Origin of the sequence: Nocardioides sp. (assembly GCF_004803405.1) — a bacterium.
In the GTDB taxonomy this organism is placed as follows: Bacteria; Actinomycetota; Actinomycetes; order Propionibacteriales; family Nocardioidaceae; genus Nocardioides; species Nocardioides vastitatis.
This window is the reverse complement of sequence record NZ_SSXI01000091.1, coordinates 1-17,957: the sequence shown is the minus strand read 5'-3', so window position 1 is coordinate 17,957 and position 17,957 is coordinate 1. Positions and strand designations below refer to the sequence as shown.

General features: G+C 71.2%; 14 protein-coding genes, 1 tRNA gene and 1 pseudogene. 13 read left to right on the top strand and 3 right to left on the bottom strand.

Features of this window, described 5'->3' with window-relative positions; genetic code table 11:
• Positions 1 to 184, bottom strand: a 184-nt coding sequence (locus E7Z54_RS06690) for a hypothetical protein (RefSeq protein WP_136432223.1), incomplete at its 3' end; no start/stop codon positions are given.
• 121 nt (positions 185 to 305) lie between these two features.
• Here E7Z54_RS06690 and E7Z54_RS06685 point away from each other — a divergent pair.
• The 13 genes from E7Z54_RS06685 (at position 306) to E7Z54_RS06625 (ending at position 16,390) form a co-directional block, all read left to right on the top strand.
• Positions 306 to 638 carry an STAS domain-containing protein gene (locus tag E7Z54_RS06685; RefSeq protein ID WP_136432222.1) on the top strand — a complete coding sequence of 111 codons (333 nt, stop codon included), beginning with the start codon at positions 306 to 308 and terminating at the stop codon, positions 636 to 638.
• A gap of 244 nt (positions 639 to 882) precedes the next feature.
• Complete coding sequence (locus tag E7Z54_RS06680) at positions 883 to 3,243, top strand: sodium-translocating pyrophosphatase (protein ID WP_136432221.1); 2,361 nt, start codon at positions 883 to 885, stop codon at positions 3,241 to 3,243.
• Positions 3,244 to 3,247: 4 nt separating this feature from the next.
• Positions 3,248 to 4,102 (top strand): M14 family zinc carboxypeptidase, encoded by an 855-nt coding sequence (locus tag E7Z54_RS06675; RefSeq protein WP_136432220.1) that lies wholly within the window; start codon positions 3,248 to 3,250, stop codon positions 4,100 to 4,102.
• 54 nt (positions 4,103 to 4,156) lie between these two features.
• Complete coding sequence (locus tag E7Z54_RS06670) at positions 4,157 to 5,659, top strand: DUF7059 domain-containing protein (RefSeq protein WP_136432219.1); 1,503 nt, start codon at positions 4,157 to 4,159, stop codon at positions 5,657 to 5,659.
• 59 nt (positions 5,660 to 5,718) lie between these two features.
• Positions 5,719 to 6,768 (top strand): DUF2510 domain-containing protein, encoded by a 1,050-nt coding sequence (locus tag E7Z54_RS23720; protein WP_206056047.1) that lies wholly within the window; start codon positions 5,719 to 5,721, stop codon positions 6,766 to 6,768.
• A 231-nt stretch (positions 6,769 to 6,999) separates the two neighbouring features.
• A complete protein-coding gene (gene topA, locus E7Z54_RS06660; protein ID WP_136432218.1) occupies positions 7,000 to 9,711 on the top strand; it encodes a type I DNA topoisomerase in 2,712 nt (903 codons plus the stop codon).
• 180 nt (positions 9,712 to 9,891) lie between these two features.
• Positions 9,892 to 10,554: a dTMP kinase gene (tmk, locus tag E7Z54_RS06655; protein WP_136432217.1), complete on the top strand. Its 663-nt coding sequence runs from the start codon at positions 9,892 to 9,894 to the stop codon at positions 10,552 to 10,554.
• Positions 10,551 to 11,702, top strand: a complete 1,152-nt coding sequence (locus E7Z54_RS06650) for a DNA polymerase III subunit delta' (RefSeq protein ID WP_136432216.1) — start codon at positions 10,551 to 10,553, stop codon at positions 11,700 to 11,702. The genes tmk and E7Z54_RS06650 overlap by 4 nt, the downstream gene beginning before the upstream one ends.
• A gap of 10 nt (positions 11,703 to 11,712) precedes the next feature.
• A complete protein-coding gene (locus tag E7Z54_RS06645) occupies positions 11,713 to 13,260 on the top strand; it encodes an alpha/beta hydrolase (RefSeq protein WP_136432215.1) in 1,548 nt (515 codons plus the stop codon).
• Positions 13,261 to 13,422: 162 nt separating this feature from the next.
• Positions 13,423 to 13,495: transfer RNA gene (locus E7Z54_RS06640), tRNA-Thr, on the top strand.
• 554 nt (positions 13,496 to 14,049) lie between these two features.
• A complete protein-coding gene (locus tag E7Z54_RS06635) occupies positions 14,050 to 15,186 on the top strand; it encodes a glycosyltransferase 87 family protein (protein ID WP_240769550.1) in 1,137 nt (378 codons plus the stop codon).
• Positions 15,183 to 15,695: a sigma-70 family RNA polymerase sigma factor gene (locus E7Z54_RS06630; protein ID WP_136432213.1), complete on the top strand. Its 513-nt coding sequence runs from the start codon at positions 15,183 to 15,185 to the stop codon at positions 15,693 to 15,695. The genes E7Z54_RS06635 and E7Z54_RS06630 overlap by 4 nt, the downstream gene beginning before the upstream one ends.
• A complete protein-coding gene (locus tag E7Z54_RS06625; RefSeq protein WP_136432212.1) occupies positions 15,692 to 16,390 on the top strand; it encodes an anti-sigma factor family protein in 699 nt (232 codons plus the stop codon). The genes E7Z54_RS06630 and E7Z54_RS06625 overlap by 4 nt, the downstream gene beginning before the upstream one ends.
• Here the strand turns inward: E7Z54_RS06625 and E7Z54_RS06620 are convergent.
• A complete protein-coding gene (locus tag E7Z54_RS06620; RefSeq protein ID WP_136432211.1) occupies positions 16,367 to 16,744 on the bottom strand; it encodes a hypothetical protein in 378 nt (125 codons plus the stop codon). The genes E7Z54_RS06625 and E7Z54_RS06620 overlap by 24 nt on opposite strands.
• A gap of 57 nt (positions 16,745 to 16,801) precedes the next feature.
• Positions 16,802 to 17,957, bottom strand: a pseudogene (locus E7Z54_RS23015) (CDP-alcohol phosphatidyltransferase family protein); the annotation flags it as partial.

Genomic DNA, 17,957 nt, shown 5'->3' with positions numbered 1-17,957 from the left:
ACGCCACGACCGTCGGGTCGGCCCAGGCGGGCCAGTCCGCGGTGATCGCCGCCCGCGCCGGGACGTGCTCGAGATGGGTCAGGCGACCGGCCCGTCCGGGCCCCGCGGTGAGCCGCTCCACGAGCGCGCTCGGGTCCACGCGACCGCGTGCGGTCGGGAGCCGGGCGGCGGGCTGGGCGCTCATCGGACCATTGTCGCAACTGCAGCCGACACGAAGGCGACCCTGTGTTCGTGGTGCGTCCGCGGGTGAGCCATGGTTTGATTGGCTCCACTGCAGAAGCTAGTGGGAGCTTTCGGGAGAAGTCGTGAATCTGACACTGTCGACGCGCGAGGTCGGTGCGCGCACCGTTGTCGCCGTAGGTGGCGAGATCGACGTCTACACCGCCCCGAAGCTGCGTGACACCATCACCGAGCTCGTCGCTGGCGGCACCTACCACCTCGTCATCGACATGCAGGACGTCGAGTTCCTCGACTCCACCGGCCTCGGCGTGCTCGTCGGGGGACTGAAGAAGGTTCGTGCCCACGACGGCTCCCTCGAGCTCGTCTGCAACGCCGACCGCCTCCTGAAGATCTTCAAGATCACCGGTCTGGCGAAGGTCTTCGTCATCCACGAGACCGCCGACGCCGCGCTGGCCTGAGTCGACCCACACCCAGGCCCGCCCTGTCGGCAGTCCTGGGATGCCGGCATCGCTGGCCACGATCGCCCCCGATCGCCGGCGCGCGAGGCCGGCCACGCGCGACCGAGTCGCGACACCGCGCAACGCGCACGTGACGCGCGTCACAGGGATCGTGTCTTCGACCCGTTCGTCTGCGTAGACTCCGGGCCACGTTCTATGACCTGGGTCACACGGCCCGAACCTGAACTCTCCAGGAGGCACTCGCATGCCCCATGCTCTCGCCGCAGACGTCGGGGTCACCGGCGGAAATCTCGTCCTCGTCATCGTGGTCGCCCTGATCGCGCTGGGATGCCTCGCCATGGCCTGGCTCTTCCGAGCAGAGGTGCTCAGGGCCGGCGAAGGCACCGAGAACATGCAACGGATCGCACAGGCGGTGCAGGAGGGCGCGAGCGCCTACCTCACCCGCCAGTTCAGGACCCTGACGATCTTCGCGGCGATCGCCTTCTTCGTGCTCCTGGCGCTGCCGGCGCACAGCAATGACGGAGCTGGTTTCCTCCAGTCGGAGTGGACGGTCCGGATCTTCCGCTCGGTGTTCTTCCTCGTGGGCGCCGCGTTCTCCGGGGCGATCGGCTACTTCGGCATGTCGCTCGCCGTGCGCGCCAACCTCCGGGTGGCGGCGGCGGCCAACGAGCAGGGCCGCGATCCGGCGATGAACATCGGCTTCCGCACCGGCGCCGTGGTCGGCATGTCCACGGTCGGCCTCGGCCTTCTCGGCGCGGCGGTCGTGGTGATCGTCTTCCAGGACGCCGCCCCCAACGTGCTCGAGGGCTTCGGCTTCGGCGCCGCACTGCTGGCGATGTTCATGAGGGTCGGCGGCGGCATCTTCACCAAGGCCGCGGACGTGGGTGCCGACCTGGTCGGCAAGGTGGAGCAGGGCATCCCGGAGGACGACCCCCGCAACGCGGCGACGATCGCCGACAACGTGGGCGACAACGTGGGCGACTGCGCGGGCATGGCGGCCGACCTCTTCGAGTCCTACGCCGTCACCCTGGTCGCGGCGCTGATCCTCGGCTCGCAGGCGTTCGGCGACAAGGGCCTCGTGTTCCCGCTGCTCGTGCCCGCGATCGGCGCGCTGTCGGCCATCGCCGGGGTCTACCTCACCAAGCCGCGAGCCGGCGAGAGCGGCCTCACCACGATCAACCGCTCGTTCTACATCTCGGCGGCCGTGGGTGCGGTCGCCAGCGTCATCGCGGCCTTCGCCTACCTGCCCGGCGAGTGGAGCGAGCTGAACGGTGCCGGGGTCGGCCTGGGCGCCCTGGCGACCGGCGAGCTGCCCGGCGTCAGCCCCGCCGTGTTCGCCGCCGGTGCCGTCGTGATCGGCATCGTCCTCGCGGCGGCGATCCTGGCCCTGACCGGCTACTTCACCGGGACCGAGCACCGCCCGGTCAAGGACGTCGGGAAGACGTCGCTGACGGGTGCCGCGACCGTGATCCTGTCCGGCCTCTCGGTCGGCTTCGAGTCGGCGGTCTACACCGCGATCGTGATCGGCGCGGCCGTGTTCGGAGCGGCTCTGCTCGCGGGCGGATCGACGGCGCTGGCGCTGTTCGCCGTCGCTCTCGCCGGTTGCGGACTGCTGACGACGGTCGGCGTCATCGTCGCGATGGACACCTTCGGCCCGGTCTCCGACAACGCCCAGGGCATCGCGGAGATGTCGGGAGACGTCAGCGAGGAGGGCGCCCGGATCCTCACCGAGCTCGACGCCGTCGGCAACACCACGAAGGCGATCACCAAGGGCATCGCGATCGCCACGGCCGTCCTCGCCGCCAGCGCGCTCTTCGCGTCCTACACCCAGTCGGCGGTCGAGACCCTGCTCGAGACCGAAGGCGTCTCCGAAGCCGACGGCGAGGCGTTCGCGCTGGCGTTCCTCGTCTTCGACGCCAAGCTGATCGTCGGCACCCTGCTCGGCGCCGGCGTGGTGTTCCTCTTCTCCGGCCTGGCGATCAACGCGGTCGGGCGCGCTGCGGGCGCCGTCGTGATGGAGGTACGACGCCAGTTCCGCGACATTCCCGGGATCATGGAGGGAACGGCCCGGCCGGAGTACGGCAAGGTCGTCGACATCGTCACCCGCGACTCCCTCAGGGAGCTGGCGACGCCCGGCATCCTGGCCATTCTGAGCCCGATCGCGGTCGGCTTCGGTCTCGGCGTCGGCCCGCTCGCGGGCTTCCTGGTCGGCGCGATCGCGACCGGCACGCTGATGGCGGTGTTCCTCGCGAACGCCGGCGGAGCCTGGGACAACGCCAAGAAGCTGGTCGAGGACGGCAACCACGGCGGCAAGGGATCGCCCGCCCACGAGGCAACGGTCATCGGCGACACGGTGGGCGACCCGTTCAAGGACACCGCCGGCCCTGCGATCAACCCGCTGCTGAAGGTGATGAACCTGGTCTCGCTGCTCATCGTCGGCGCCATCATCAGCCTGTCCTACGGCAACAGCGAGAACGACGTGGTGCGCATCCTGATCGCCGCCGCAGCTGCGGCGGGGATCTTCGCGGCGGTGCTCATCTCCAAGCAGCGGACCTCGGTGATCGGCGAGGAGGCCCCCGAACCGGCATCGGTGGAGTCCGCGTAGCGGCATGACCGTCCTCGGATCGCAGCTCGGGAGGCAGCTCCGAGGCCAACGCCGGACGCTGGCGGTGGCGGTCGTCCTGGCCACCGCCGGCGTCGGGCTGTCCTTCCCGACACCGGCCCACGGCGCGGCCGACCCGCGCGCCGGCTCGGGTGCCTCGGCATCGCCAGCAGCGCCGCAGTCGGCGGCGCCGTACATCCGGCGGGGGATCACCATCGGGCGCTCAGTCCGAGGCCGCGCGATCCGCGCGTACTACCGGGGGACGAAGGACGCGAAGCACGTCCTGGTGGTCCTCGGCCAGATGCACGGCGACGAGAGGGCCGGCCGGCGGACCGCCTGGTGGGTCCGTGACCGGGTGCGGCCGCGGGACGGTACGGGCGTCTGGATCGTCCCCTCGATGAACCCCGACGGCAACGCGCGGGGCACCCGCACCAACGCGCGGAGGGTGGACCTCAACCGGAACTGGCCGACGAGCGGCTGGAGCGGCGCTCGCAGGGGCACGCGGTACTGGGGCGGTCCGCGGCCGGCGAGCGAGCCCGAGACACGCGCGATGATCGCATTCCTGCGCGAGGTGCGGCCCGACTACATCGCCTCGATCCACCAGCCGCTGTACGGCATCGGGAGGCACCGGGGCGGGATCCGCTGGCAGGAGCGACTCTCTCGCAACCTCGACCTGCCGCGCAGGTTCTTCGGCGTCGGCAACCCGAGGGGCACCGTCTCGCCGACGCTCACCGGCTGGTACAGCGCCCGGTTCCGCGACCACGGCGTTGCCACCACCATCGAGTACGGCGCCCGCCCCGGCCGCCGCTTCGTGACGGTCAAGGCCGGTCGCGGGATCACCGCAGCGGCACGGGTGCGCTGAGCCACCCGGACCGCGCCGGTCACCGAGTTACGACCCACGCCCTACCGTTGGCCCGTGCCCTCCGTCTCCCTCGCGGCCCCGCTCCGCGACGCCCTGCTCACGGCCGACTTCACCTACGACGCGATCAGCGAGCTGCTCGGCCCGGAGGCCCATGCGGCCCTGTCCCGCAACGAGACGACACCGGCCCTGCGCCGTACGGCAGCGGACGACGGGGCGCTCGCGACGCTGGTCCGCCTGTTCCTCCTGCAGAAGGCGGTCCCGACAGCATCGGCGGCGCGAGCACTGCCCGGCCTGCTCGACCGGCTGGCTGCCGCCGGGGCGATCGTGCAGAGCGTGGGCGAGGTCGCCGCGCGGCTCGACGTCCGCCCGTACGCCACCGAGACGGGCGACCTCTGGGTCGTCAGCGACCTGACACCCGGCCTCGACGGCGCAGCGACCTCGGTCACCGGCGACTACGTGCTCGGCATCAGCCCGGCCTCCTCGAGCCTCGCCCAGCTCACCCTGCGCCACGACGTCGGCACGGCGCTGGACCTCGGCACCGGCTGCGGCGTCCAGGCGCTGCATCTCGCGACGCACAGCGACCAGGTGGTCGCCACCGACGTCAACCAGCGTGCGCTGGCGATCGCCCGCTTCAACGCGGCACTCAACGACGTCGAGGACAAGATCGACGTCAGGGACGGCTCGTTCTTCGCGCCGGTGGCAGGGGAGCGGTTCGACCTGGTCGCCACCAACCCGCCGTTCGTGATCTCCCCCGCGACCGGGGAGCGGCTGGTCTACCGCGACTCCGGGCTGCCGGGCGACAAGGTCGTCGAGCACATCGTGCGGACGGCGCCCGACCACCTCACCGACGGCGGCTGGTGCCAGGTGCTCGCGAACTGGGTCATCGAGCGCGACCGCCCCTGGGACGAGCGGCTCGCGACCTGGCTTCCCGACGAGTGCGACGCGTTGGTCGTGCAGCGCGAGGTGCTCGACCCGGCGTCGTACGTCGAACTCTGGCTCAAGGACTCAGGCCACCACCCGGCGACCGGTGGCGGCAGTGCCGCGGTGTACGTGGACCGCTACGACACCTGGCTGTCCTGGCTGGAGGACCACGGCGTCGCCGGCATCGGGTTCGGGTGGATCAACCTGCGACGCCGTCCGGGCATCACCCCCGGCGGCCACGCGCGCGAGCTCCTCGAGTGGCCCTACGACGTCGAGCAGCCGATCGCCCCCGCGATCGCCGACTGGGCGGACTCGGCGACGGCCGCCGCCGCCGTCGGACCGGACTCACGGCTGGTCCTCCGCCCGGACGTGGTCCAGGAGACCAGTGGCCCGGTCGGCGCCGAGGATCCGGCGACGATCGTGCTCCGGCAGCAGCGCGGCTTCCGCCGCGCCCGCCAGGTCGACACCGTGACCGCCGCGGTCGCCGGTGCCTCGGATGGCGAGCTGGCGGTCGGTCCTCTCCTCGACGCCGTCGGCGAGCTCCTCGAGAAGGACCCGGCGTCGCTGCGCGAGGTCTACCTGCCGGAGGTCCGGGACATGGTCGCCGAGGGGTTCCTGGCGCCGGACGGGAGCTGACCCGCCGGCCGCCTCCTCGGCGTGGGCCACGGGGCGGCGCCGTGGGGCAGACTTGGCGCGTGACGAACGCAGGCTGGTACCCCGACCCCGCTGGCGCGCCCGACACCTACCGGTACTGGGACGGCCAGTCATGGAGCCAGATGACCACCACGAACCCGTCGGCCGGTGGTCAGCCGCAGGAGACTCCGCCGACGCAGGCCCCGGGCCAGTCGCCGTACGGCCAGCAGGCCGGAGGCCAGCCCCCCTACGGCCAGCAGGTCGCGGGGCAGCCGTACGGCGCGGGGCAGCCGTACGGCGCGCCGACCGGCCAGGGCGGCTACGGCGGCTACGGCGGGCCGGGAGCGCCGGGTGGCTACGGCCAGGCGCCGTGGCGCCCGGCCCCCAAGAAGGGCGGTGCCGGGAAGGTCATCGCGATCGTCGTCGCCGCCGTCGTCGTGCTCGTGCTGCTCGGGGTGGGCGCGTTCTTCGGAGTCCGCGCGCTGACCGACGATGACAGCTCCGAGCCGGTGCCCGACCCGACCACCAGCGCCCCGGAGGATCCCACCACCTCGATCTCGCCCACCGGCATCCAGTGCACCGGCGGCAATCCGGTGCCGCCAACGGACCCGGCCCCCGATGCGCGGGAGCTCACCGGCGGCGGTCTCACGATCCCCCGGATGGATACGCACACGATCACGACCGGCGACCAGGTGTCGTTCTCCTTCCCCGACGCCTTCGTGCTTCAGTACGTGGAGGTCGAGCAGTACTGGATCTCCCTCACCGGCGTCGGTGCGCTGGCGAAGGAGAACGGCTTCGAGAGTGTCGAGGACGCAGCCGAGATCATCATGCAGTGCCTGACGTCGAACGACCGGATCTACAGCGGCTTCGACACCCGCACCGATCTCAAGAACGAGGCGATCACGGTGGACGGCAGGCCCGCGCATCGGATCACCTCCGAGATCCGGGTCACCGACTCGCGAGTCACCGCCGAGGGCGACGTGACCGACGTCATCGTCGTCGACACCGGGGACCCCGATTCCTTCGGGCTCTACCTCGGCATGGCGGCCATCGGTCGGGCGGACCTGATCAAGCAGAACGAGGACATGATCGAGCGCATCAGCGTGGACTGAGGCGGGCCGGCTGGACAACACGCGCTACCTTTGCGGCAGCGCATGCACCCACTGCCGGCTGCGCGATGTCCAGCACGCACTCCGGCTACGTAGTGTCGGTCACCGGGTCCCGGGCCTGTCTCCCTCCTCCGCCTTGCCGGCGCATCGCTGGACATCGGTCGCGACGGTGCTGGACACAGGCGCTACCGTGGCCGGTCGAAGCATCGACCATAAGTAGAGGGAAGCGTCCTAGTGGCACACAAGTTGGTGATCGTCGAGTCACCGGCCAAGGCCCGCACCATTGGCGGGTACCTCGGCGACGGCTATGTCGTCGAGTCGTCCATCGGCCACATCCGCGACCTCCCGAACAACGCCGCCGACACGCCGGCCAAGATCAAGGACAAGCCGTGGGGCCGGCTGGCGATCGACGTGGAGAACGGCTTCGTGCCCTACTACGTCGTCCCGCGCGACAAGAAGAGCCACATCTCCAAGCTCAAGCAGCTCCTCAAGGACGCCGACGAGCTCTACCTCGCCACCGATGAGGACCGCGAGGGAGAGGCCATCGCGTGGCACCTGCTGGACGAGCTGAAGCCGAAGGGCATCCCGGTCCGGCGGATGGTGTTCCACGAGATCACCAAGGCCGCGATCCAGGAGGCCGCCGCCAACCCGCGTGATCTCGACATGGACCTCGTCGAGGCGCAGGAGACCCGCCGCATCCTCGACCGCCTCTACGGCTACGAGGTGTCGCCGGTCCTGTGGCGCAAGATCATGTCCGGCCTGTCAGCCGGGCGCGTGCAGTCCGTGGCGACCCGGCTCGTGGTCGACCGGGAGAAGGAGCGGATGGCCTTCAAGGTCGCCTCCTACTGGGACCTCGAGGGCACCTTCGACGCCGGCTCCTCGCACGACCAGCGGATGTTCCCGGCGAAGCTGCACACCATCGACGGCACCCGCGTCGCCACCGGCAGCAGCTTCGGCCCCGACGGCCGGCTCAAGGGCCGTGCCGAGGTGGTCCACCTGGACCGGCCGCGTGCCGAGGCCCTCGTCGCGGCGCTCGAGAACACCGAGTACGACGTCCGGTCGGTCGAGGCGAAGCCGTACCGCCGCTCGCCGTACCCGCCCTTCCGCACGACGACGCTGCAGCAGGAGGCCAGCCGCAAGCTCGGGATGAGCGCCAGCGTGACCATGTCGGTCGCGCAGCGGCTCTACGAGAACGGCTTCATCACCTACATGCGGACCGACTCCACCACCCTGTCCGGGGGCGCCATCAGCGCCGCTCGCCAGCAGGTGCAGGAGCTCTACGGCAGCGAGTACCTGCCGGACGCCCCGCGGACCTACGCGAGCAAGGTGAAGAACGCCCAGGAGGCGCACGAGGCCATCCGTCCTGCGGGGGAGTCCTTCCGCACGCCCGCGCAGACCGGTCTCACCGGCGAGCAGTTCCGGCTCTACGAGCTGATCTGGATGCGCACCGTCGCCTCGCAGATGAAGGACGCCGTCGGCCGGTCCGTCTCGATCCGCCTCGGCGGCCAGGCCGCCAGCGGCGAGGACGTCGTGTTCTCCGCCTCGGGCCGGGTGATCACCTTCCACGGGTTCCTGAAGGCCTACGTGGAGGGCACCGACGACAACGCGGCCAAGGACGACCAGGAGACGCGGCTCCCGGCGCTCGAGCAGGGCGACCGGGTCTCGGCGGCCTCGCTCACGGCCAACGGGCACGAGACCAAGCCGCCGGCCCGCTACACCGAGGCCACGCTGATCAAGGAGCTCGAGGAGCGCGAGATCGGCCGCCCCTCGACGTACGCCTCGATCATCGGGACGATCCTCAACCGCGGCTACGTCTACAAGAAGGGCACCGCGCTGGTGCCGGCGTGGATCGCCTTCTCGGTGGTGCGGCTGCTCACCGAGCACTTCTCCCGACTGATCGACTACGAGTTCACCGCCGGCATGGAGGCCGTGCTGGACGAGATCGCACGCGGCCAGAAGGACCGGGTCAACGAGCTCACCGAGTTCTACTACGGCTCGGACAAGCTCCAGGGACTGCTCCCGCTGGTGCAGGGCCTGGGCGACATCGACGCCCGGGAGCTGGCGACGTTCCCGGTCGGCGACCCCGAGGAGGGCATCCAGCTGCGCGTCGGCAAGTACGGCCCGTACCTGGAGGGCCCCGGACCCGACGACGCCGCCGGCGCGCGAGTCCGCGCCAACGTGCCCGACGACCTGCCGCCCGACGAGCTCACGGTCGAGAAGGCCAAGGAGCTGCTGGCGAACCCCGCCGGCGAGGAGATCGACCTCGGCGTGCACCCCGAGACCGGCCTGCAGGTGGTGGCCAAGAACGGCCGCTACGGACCGTACGTCACCGAGCTGCCCGCCGAGGAGGCTCCCCAGACCGGCAAGAAGGGGGCCGCGAAGCCGCGCACCGGCTCGCTCTTCAAGTCGATGTCGCTCGACACGATCACCCTCGAGGACGCCATCAAGCTGCTGTCACTGCCCCGGGTCGTCGGCACCGCCGAGGACGGCGAGGAGATCACAGCCCAGAACGGCCGCTACGGCCCGTACCTGAAGAAGGGCACCGACTCCCGCTCGCTGACCAGCGAGGACCAGATCTTCTCTGTCACCCTCGACGAGGCGCTCCGGATCTACGCGCAGCCCAAGCAGCGCGGCCGGGCCGCCGCCGCGCCGCCGCTCAAGGAGCTCGGTCCCGATCCGGTGTCGGGCCAGCCGATCGTGGTGAAGGCCGGCCGCTTCGGGGAGTACGTCACCGACGGCGAGTACAACGCCACCCTCCGCAAGGACGACTCCATCGAGAAGCTGACCCTGGAGCGGGCCGCCGAGCTGCTCGCCGAGCGCCGCGCGAAGGGTCCGGCGAAGAAGGCGGCCAAGAAGGGCGCGAAGAAGACCGCTGCGAAGAAGACCGCCAAGAAGAGCACCGCCAAGAAGGCGAGCGCGAAGAAGGCGGCGGCGAAGAGGGCCTGAGGGGCTGCAGGAATCGCCGGTTAACCGGCGATCCCTGCACTTCTGGGCCATTGCAACGCCCGAGAAGTGCAAGAACTGGCCGGGCCCTGCGACCCCCGGTGCGCGCGTGACACGACCCGCGGCGGCGACCGGGCGCCCCACCCGCGACACGCGTCGGTGCCGTCTCGTAGGTTCACTCCCGTGACTTACTACCCCGGCCGCTACGCCCCCACGGGTGTCTTCGTGTGCTTCGAGGGCGGCGAGGGATCGGGCAAGTCGACCCAGTCACGGCTGCTTCGCGACCGGCTGGCCGCCGAGGGGTACGACGTGCTGCTGACCTTCGAGCCCGGGGACACCCCGGTCGGCAAGGAGATGCGGCGGATCGTGCTCAGTCCTGAGACCGGGGTGCTGGCGCACCGGACCGAGGTCCTGCTGTACGCCGCCGACAAGGCCGAGCACGTCGAGACGGTCGTGCTGCCGGCGCTCGAGCGGGGCGAGATCGTCATCACCGACCGGTACGTCGACTCGACCCTGGCCTACCAGGGCGCCGGACGGGCGCTGGACCTCGGCGAGGTCGAGGAGGTCGCCCGGTGGGCGACCGGCGACCTGCGGCCGCACCTGACCGTCGTGCTCGACCTCGAGCCCGAGGCCGGCCTGGGACGTTTCGAGGGCCGGGACCGGATCGAGGGGGAGTCCCTGGAGTTCCACCAGCGCGTCCGGCAGTCGTTCCTGGACCTGGCCGCGAAGGACCCCGACCACTATCTGGTGCTCGACGCGCGAGGGCCGGTCGAGGCGATCGCCGAGGCGATCGCTGCCCGCCTGGTGCCGCTGCTCCCGCAGGCCCGTCAGGAGCCGGGTCGATGACCATCTGGGACACCCTCGTCGGCCAGCGCGCGACCATCACCGCGCTCGAGCAGGCGGTCGCCGGCCACGGCATGACCCACGCGTGGCTGTTCACCGGCCCACCCGGGTCGGGCCGCTCCAACGCGGCGATCGCGTTCGCTGCGGCCCTGCAGTGCGAGCACGGCGGCGCCGGCCCGGACTGCCCGGACACCTGCCACGCCTGCCACACGGTCCTCGCCGGCAGCCACGCCGACGTGACCCTGGTGCGCACGGAGAAGCTGTCGATCGGCGTCGACGAGGTGCGCGAGCTGGTCCGCCGCGCCTCGCTGAGCCCGATGGGCGACCGCTGGCAGATCCTGGTGATCGAGGACGCCGACCGCCTCACCGAGCAGGCCTGCAACGCGCTGCTCAAGGCGATCGAGGAGCCCAACGGCCGCACCGCCTGGATGCTGTGCGCGCCGACCGTCGAGGACGTGCTGCCCACGATCCGCTCCCGCTGTCGCCTCGTGACGCTCGCGACGCCGACGACCGCGGAGGTCGCCGGCTTCCTGGTCTCCCGGGGCGTCGAGGAGCCGCTGGCGTCGTACGCCGCCCGCGCGAGCCAGGGCCACATCGGCCGCGCCCGAGCGCTCGCCTTCGACGAGGCCGTGCGCAAACGGCGCGAGGAGATCGTGCAGCTGCCGGCCCGGCTGACCAACCTCGGCCGCTGCATGGACGCCGCCACCCAGCTCGCCGAGAAGGCGAAGGAGGAGGCTGACGCGATCACCGCCGAACTCGACGCGCGCGAGAAGGTCGACCTCGACCTCGCGTACGGCGTGGTCGAGCGCGGGCGTCGGCCGCGGGAGTACGGCCCCGCCCTGGCCGCCCTCGAGAAGGGCCAGCGGACCCGCGCCAAGCGGCGTCACCTCGACGTGGTCGACCGGGGCCTGACCGACCTGGTCTCGGTCTACCGCGACGCGATCGCGATCGCCACCGGCGCGCCCGGCGCGCTGGTGAACGAGGAGATCCGGCCGGAGATCGAGGAGATCGTGCGTACGTCGACCCCCGAGCTCAATCTCCGGCGGATCGGGTGGATCTTCGCCGCGCGCGAGCAGATGTTGGAGTTCAACGTCCCGGTCGCCTTGGCCCTGGAGTCGATGATGGTGGCACTGAAGACACCGCAACGGTGAGGAGCACCAGGTGAAGAAGCAGTTGGTCGTCGCGGTCGCGGTGATCTGGACGCTGGTCATTGCAGGCGCGGTCGGGATCGGCGTGCTGCTCGTCACCGACGACGCGGACTCCGACAAGCAGGCGGAGAAGAACTCCACGTCGCCAACGACCTCACCGCCGGCGGCGGGGGACCTGAAGCGCTTCTACGACCAGGAGATCTCCTGGGAGACGTGCGGCAGCAACGAGTGTGGATCGCTCGAGGTGCCGATCTCCTACCAGAGCCCGGAGGACGGCACGATCCAGCTCAAGCTCGAGCGGGCCAAGGCGACCGGCGAGCGGGTCGGCTCGCTCGTGGTCAACCCCGGCGGGCCGGGCGCTCCCGGCACGGACACGGTGGAGCAGGCGGACTTCTACTTCGCCGACCAGCTGCGCAAGGCCTACGACATCGTCGGGTTCGACCCGCGCGGCACCGGTGAGTCCTCGCCCGTCGACTGCGTGAGCGACGAGGAGCTCGACCAGCAGATCGCCGCCGATCCCGACCCCGACACCCCGGAGGAGGTCGAGACCGCCACCGAGAACGCCGAGGAGTTCTGGAGCGGCTGCGAGTCCAGCTCCGGCGAGGTCGCCGCCCACGTGAGCACCGTCGAGGCCGCGCGCGACATGGACGTCCTGCGCGAGGTCCTCGGCGAGGACCAGCTCGACTACCTCGGCTTCTCCTACGGCACCCGCCTCGGCGCGACGTACGCCGAGCTCTACCCCGACCAGGTCGGCCGGTTCGTGCTCGACGGGGCGATCGACCCCTCGATCTCCTCCCGCGACGGCTCGCTGAGCCAGGCCAAGGGCTTCGAGACCGCGCTGCGGGCCTACCTGCAGGACTGCGTCGCCGGCGGCAGCTGCTTCCTGGGCGCCTCTGTCGACGAAGGACTGGCCACGATCAAGGGCCTGCTCGACGACATCGACGAGCGACCGCTGGAGACCCAGGACGCCGAGGGCCGCAAGCTCACCGTGGGCCTCGCTTTCTACGGCCTGATCACCCCGCTGTACGCGAAGGAGAACTGGACCTACCTCGACACCGGGCTGAAGGAGGCGCTCGAGGGGAACGGCAGCACCCTGCTCAGGCTCGCCGACTTCTACGGCTCCCGCGAGGGCGGCAGGTACACCGACAACAGCCTCGAGGCGATCGGCGTCATCAACTGCCTCGACGACCCGTGGTCGGTGAGCCCCGAGGAGGTTCCCGACAACTTCGCCGACTTCGAGAAGGCGTCACCGACGTTCGGCCGGGTCTTCGCCTGGGGCCTGTCCGGCTGCCACGACATCCCGTTCACCGCCACCGACGAGCCCGACCTGAAGATCGACGGCTCCGGAGCCGCCCCCATCGTGGTCATCGGTACGACGCGCGACCCGGCGACGCCGTACGAAGAGGCGGTCGCGATGGCCGAGCAGCTCGAGTCGGGTGTGCTGGTGAGCCGCGACGGTGACGGCCACACGGCCTACAACCGCGGCAACGCCTGCATCGACGACGCGGTCCACGCCTACCTGATCGACGGCAAGGCGCCCGAGGACGGCCTGAAGTGCTGACCTCCGCGTAGGTCGAGGAGGTCGCGCCAGGACGCTGCGCAGGTCGAGGAGGTCGCGCAGCGACCGTCACGAGACCGCAGCGACCCGAAGGCGCATCCCGGATTCCGCGGTGCACCGACCCCGCCGGTATGCTTCCGCGTCGTCGGCGCCCGCGCCGGTGGTGCCGCCTTAGCTCAGTCGGTAGAGCGAATCACTCGTAATGATTAGGTCGTCGGTTCGATTCCGACAGGCGGCTCCGACGACGGTGGCTCTGACCAGCAGAACTGTTGGTCAGAGCCACTGTACGTTTCCGGGGCGACGGGGCCGATCGAGACGTTTGCACGGCTACGACGCGGCGTCCGCCCGTGTTACGCGTCGCTCTCGGTCGTCACTGGATCGATGTGGCGGTACTCCGCGCCTGGGGTCGCGCACCGATCCGCCACGTCTGGCAGGCCCTTGCGCCCGTGGGCTGCGCGTATGCGGAGGAGCGTCACCGTGTGCGGGAACTCGCCAACCTGCACCGCGCACCGCGCGCGGAAGAAGTCGTCGATCGCGCCGCGGTCCCTGAGCGTGACCCCGGGTCGTCGGCTCGGCGCCGGCCTGCGCAGCGGCACCCCCCAGCGGGGCCAGGCACAGCTCACCAGGGCGTCACACCGATCCTGGACTCGTGGCCACCGAGCGATCACCGTCCTCGGCCGCAGGCAAGCGCTGCCTTTCGGTGCCAGTGGCATGACCTTGCCGGTTCCGTGTGTCACGTCGCAGATATGCGAGACCTTGGGATTGGTCGTCTACGCTGCGCCCGTGAGGCGCATGGGGCCGGGAAGCGCCCCGGCCGCGGTCCTGGTCGTCGTCATCGGCGCCGCGATCGCGGGCGCGGTCGTCGGGGAGTTCCCGGACCTGCACGTCTACCGGTACGGCGGCCGGGCGGTGCTCGACCAGCTACCCCTGTACGACGCCGACGACCCGGTGACTGGCTACCCCTTCACCTACCCGCCGTTCGCCGCGGTGGTGATGGTGCCGCTGACGCTGCTGCCCGGATGGCTCGCGGCGGCGTTGTGGACCGGTGCCTCGGCGGGATGCCTCGCGGTATCCGTCGTCGTCGTACGGCGTGCCCTCGGCCGGCCGGCGCCCTGGTGGCTGGTCGTGGGGGTGACGGCCGGCGCGCTGGCGCTGGAGCCCGTCTGGCAGAACCTCTCCTTCGGTCAGATCAACCTGATCCTGATGCTCGCCGTGCTTATCGACCTGGTGCGACCGGAGCGGGGGACGTCCGGCGTGCTCGTGGGCATCGCGGCAGGCCTGAAGCTCACCCCTCTCGTGTTCGTGGTGCTGCTCGTCCTTGTCGGCCACCGCGGGGCGGCTCGTCGGGCGTCGCTCGCCTTCGCCGGCACCGTCGCCGCGGGGTTCGCGGCGCTTCCGGGGTCGGCCGCGACCTACTGGACCGACGGACTTCTCGATCCGGGCCGGGTCGGGCCTCCGGCCCTCGCCCACAACCAGTCCGTGAACGGCGCGCTGACCCGGATCCTCGACGGCTCGCCCCCCTCGTGGCTCTGGCTGGTGGTCGCCGGCCTGCTCGCGTCGGCGGTGCTGCTCGCCGCGGCCGCCTGGTGGCGGCGGGGTGACCGGGTGCTCGGGACCTGCCTGGGAGCCGTCGCCATGCTGCTCGCCGCGCCGGTCGCGTGGTCGCACCACTGGGTGTGGGCGGTGCCGGTGGCGCTGGTGCTGTGGGAGCGCAGCCGGTGGGCCGCCGCCGCTTGGACCGCAGTGTTCGTGCTGCGTCCGATCGTGTGGCCGCCCTGGGGCCGGGGCCAGGAGTACGACTGGCGCTGGTTCGACCACCTGTCCGGCAACGCCTATCTCCTCGCGGCGCTGACCGTGGGCAGCTGGGCGGCCATCGCGTTGAACCGACGTCGGGGTGGTTCCGTGTCAATGGTCGGGAGGCGTGAATGACGGATAACCCGGCCACCGTGATGAAGGAGCTGCACGAGGACCACTCGGCTGCGCTCTGGGCGTTCTGCCTGCACCTCACCGCGAACGACCGGTCGCGGGCCGAGGACGTGGCGCAGGAGACGCTGCTGCGTGCATGGCGGAACTCGGCCGTCCTGACCGAGTCCCGGGGGTCGGTCCGGTCCTGGTTGTTCACCGTGGCCCGCAACATCGTGATCGACGAGTGGCGTACCCGACGGGCCCAGCGGGAGTTCGCGACCGCCGAGCCTCCGGATGTCGCGCCGGTCGGCGACCAGTCCGACGAGCTGCTGCTCTCCTGGGTGGTCGCCGACGCACTCACCACGCTCTCCGCCGACCATCGGGCAGTCCTCGTCGAGTGCTACTACCGAGGTCGGTCCGTGGCCGAGGCCGCGCGTCGGCTCGACGTACCCGAGGGAACCGTCAAGTCGCGCACGCACTACGCGCTGCGCGCGCTGCGGCTCGCGCTCGAGGAGAGGGGGGTCGTGTCATGACCTGCCAGTACGCCCATCTCGGCGGCGCCTACGTCCTCGGCTCCCTCGCTGCATCGGAGCGGGCGGCGTATGAGCGGCACCTGCCGGACTGCGCGGAGTGCTCGCGCGTCGTCCGCGAGTTCGCAGGGCTCCCCGGGCTGATGGGCCGGGTCCCCTTGGAGGCCCTGGAGTTGCCGGGGGAACCTGAGCCGGTGCCGGAGACTCTCCTCCCTGCTGTGGTCTCCGAGGTACGCCGCTCCCAGCGGCGGCGCCGGAGCGCACTGGCCGCGATCCTCGTTGCGGCCGCCGCGATCGTCGTCGTGGGGGTCACCGGTGTCGTCGTCACCTCGCTCGACGACGGCGTCAGACCGCCGGCGGCCGGACCGACCACGTCGCAGACCACCGCTCCGGCGGAGCGGATGGACAGCATCGGCGCCGGTTCGGTGACCGGGTGGATCTCCCTGACCGAGCGGCCGTGGGGGACCCGGCTCGACCTGACCTGCACCTACCTCGGCGATGGGTACGCCGGCGGCTGGACGTCGTACGCCATGGTCGTCCGGTCCGTCGACGGCCGGGTGGAGCAGGTAGGCACCTGGCGGGCCGAGCCGGGACGCCAGGTGCACGTCACCCTGGCCACGGCGCTGGCGCCGGAGGACATCGAGTCCGTCGTGGTCAGGACCGACGAAGGTGTGTCAGTGCTCCGCCTTGCGGAGTGAGGCCAGCCAGCCCTCGGCCAGCGCGGCCCAGGCGCCGGCAATCATGCAGACGACCTCGGCCGCCGCGGCCACGTACTCGTCCCACCCGTCCCAGGACGTGTGCACGTCGAACAGGCCGACGGTCGTCGAGATGATGAACGCGCCCAGCGTCGACGCGCCGAACCCGACGACGAGGAACAGCGGCACCCAGTGCCGCCAGGTGACGAGCAGCACGGCGATGGCTGCCCCCGCGATCGCGTTCACCATGAACGCCGGCCCGATGACGTCCTGATGACGCACACCGTCGAACCACAACCACAGGTGCACCGCCGCAGAGGCCAGTGCGGCCGCTGCCGCCAGCATTCGGACCCTCATCGCGTCCTCCGATCCAGAGTGGTGTCACGGGCAACACGGGCGACCGGGGCGTGGGGTTCAGCCACCGCCGCCGTACGCAGTGAGCAGCCGGTCGCGGAACATGTCCATCCGCCAGACGGGGGCTTTCGGCCCGGGGTGAAGCCGGGCCTGCCACTTCCACTCCCCGATCCTGCTCATCACCGCTGGGTCCTGCGCGATGACCGTGACCGGCACGTCGTGGCCCGGGTCCTCACCACTCACGAACGAGTGCGGCTGGTGGTCGCCGACCACGATCAGCACCCGGTCTGGGTCCGGGTAGGTCGTGAGGAAGGAGACGATGGTGCGCCAGGTGTACTCGATCGACTCGCCGTAGAGCCGGCGCGCCGTCCCGGGGTCCTCGGTGCCGTCCACCGCCGCCGCGCCGCGCTCGGGCATGCCCTTGAAGACCGAGCCGTCGCCGACCTCGCGCCACGGCACCAGCTCGGGCAACGGCGCCCACGGGTGGTGGCTGGAGACCAGGTCGATCTCGGCCATCACCGGCCGGCGGTCGGTGGCGGCGAGCTCGGCACGCCGCAGGTGCTCCAGCGTGTACTGGTCGGGCATCGACGCATAGCCGAACTCCGGGCCGGCGTATCCGACGTTGCGGGAGTCGTAGAGCCGGTCGAAGCCGTAGTACGCCGCGCCCTCGGGCCAGTCCCTGGTGTTCGCCGGCACCGCGAAGACCGTGCGCCACCCGGCGCGCCCGAACGCGCCGGTGAGCGTCAGCCGGTCGCTCTCCAGGAGCTGGCCGTACCTCTGCTCACTGTCCGCCCACACACCCGACTGAAGGGTCGCGTGCGCCAGCCAGCTCGCGGCCCCGAACGTGGGTGAGGTCAGGAACGCGCTCCGGGTGCGATAGCCCGCCGCGGCCAGACGCTCGTCGCCCTCCTGCAGCACGTCGAGGACTCCTGGCGAGAACGACGATCCCTCAAGCGCGACCCGGCCGTAGCTCTCGAACCACACCAGCAGCACGTCCTTGCCGCGGAGACCGGTGAGCAGCCGGTCGGAGGGAGTGTCCGCGAACGCGTCGGCCTCAAGATCGTCCTGGAAGACGTCGCGATCCCGGTAGTCGTCGCGGAGCTGGCCGACCGTGTCGACGACGAGCCCGGCAGAGCCGGCCGCCGCCAGCTGCGCCGCCGGGCCGCCGGACACCGCGCACACCGCCCACGCCGTTCCGAGAGCGAGGATCGTCTGG

What these genes read in the sequence shown, in the direction of transcription:
- E7Z54_RS06680 (WP_136432221.1), top strand. Translation starts at nt 883, where the DNA reads ATGCCCCATGCTCTCGCCGCAGACGTCGGGGTCACCGGCGGAAATCTC.
- E7Z54_RS06675 (WP_136432220.1), top strand. Translation starts at nt 3,248, where the DNA reads ATGACCGTCCTCGGATCGCAGCTCGGGAGGCAGCTCCGAGGCCAACGC.
- E7Z54_RS06650 (WP_136432216.1), top strand. Translation starts at nt 10,551, where the DNA reads ATGACCATCTGGGACACCCTCGTCGGCCAGCGCGCGACCATCACCGCG.
- E7Z54_RS06635 (WP_240769550.1), top strand. Translation starts at nt 14,050, where the DNA reads ATGGGGCCGGGAAGCGCCCCGGCCGCGGTCCTGGTCGTCGTCATCGGC.
- E7Z54_RS06630 (WP_136432213.1), top strand. Translation starts at nt 15,183, where the DNA reads ATGACGGATAACCCGGCCACCGTGATGAAGGAGCTGCACGAGGACCAC.
- E7Z54_RS06625 (WP_136432212.1), top strand. Translation starts at nt 15,692, where the DNA reads ATGACCTGCCAGTACGCCCATCTCGGCGGCGCCTACGTCCTCGGCTCC.
- E7Z54_RS06620 (WP_136432211.1), bottom strand. Translation starts at nt 16,744, where the DNA reads ATGAGGGTCCGAATGCTGGCGGCAGCGGCCGCACTGGCCTCTGCGGCG.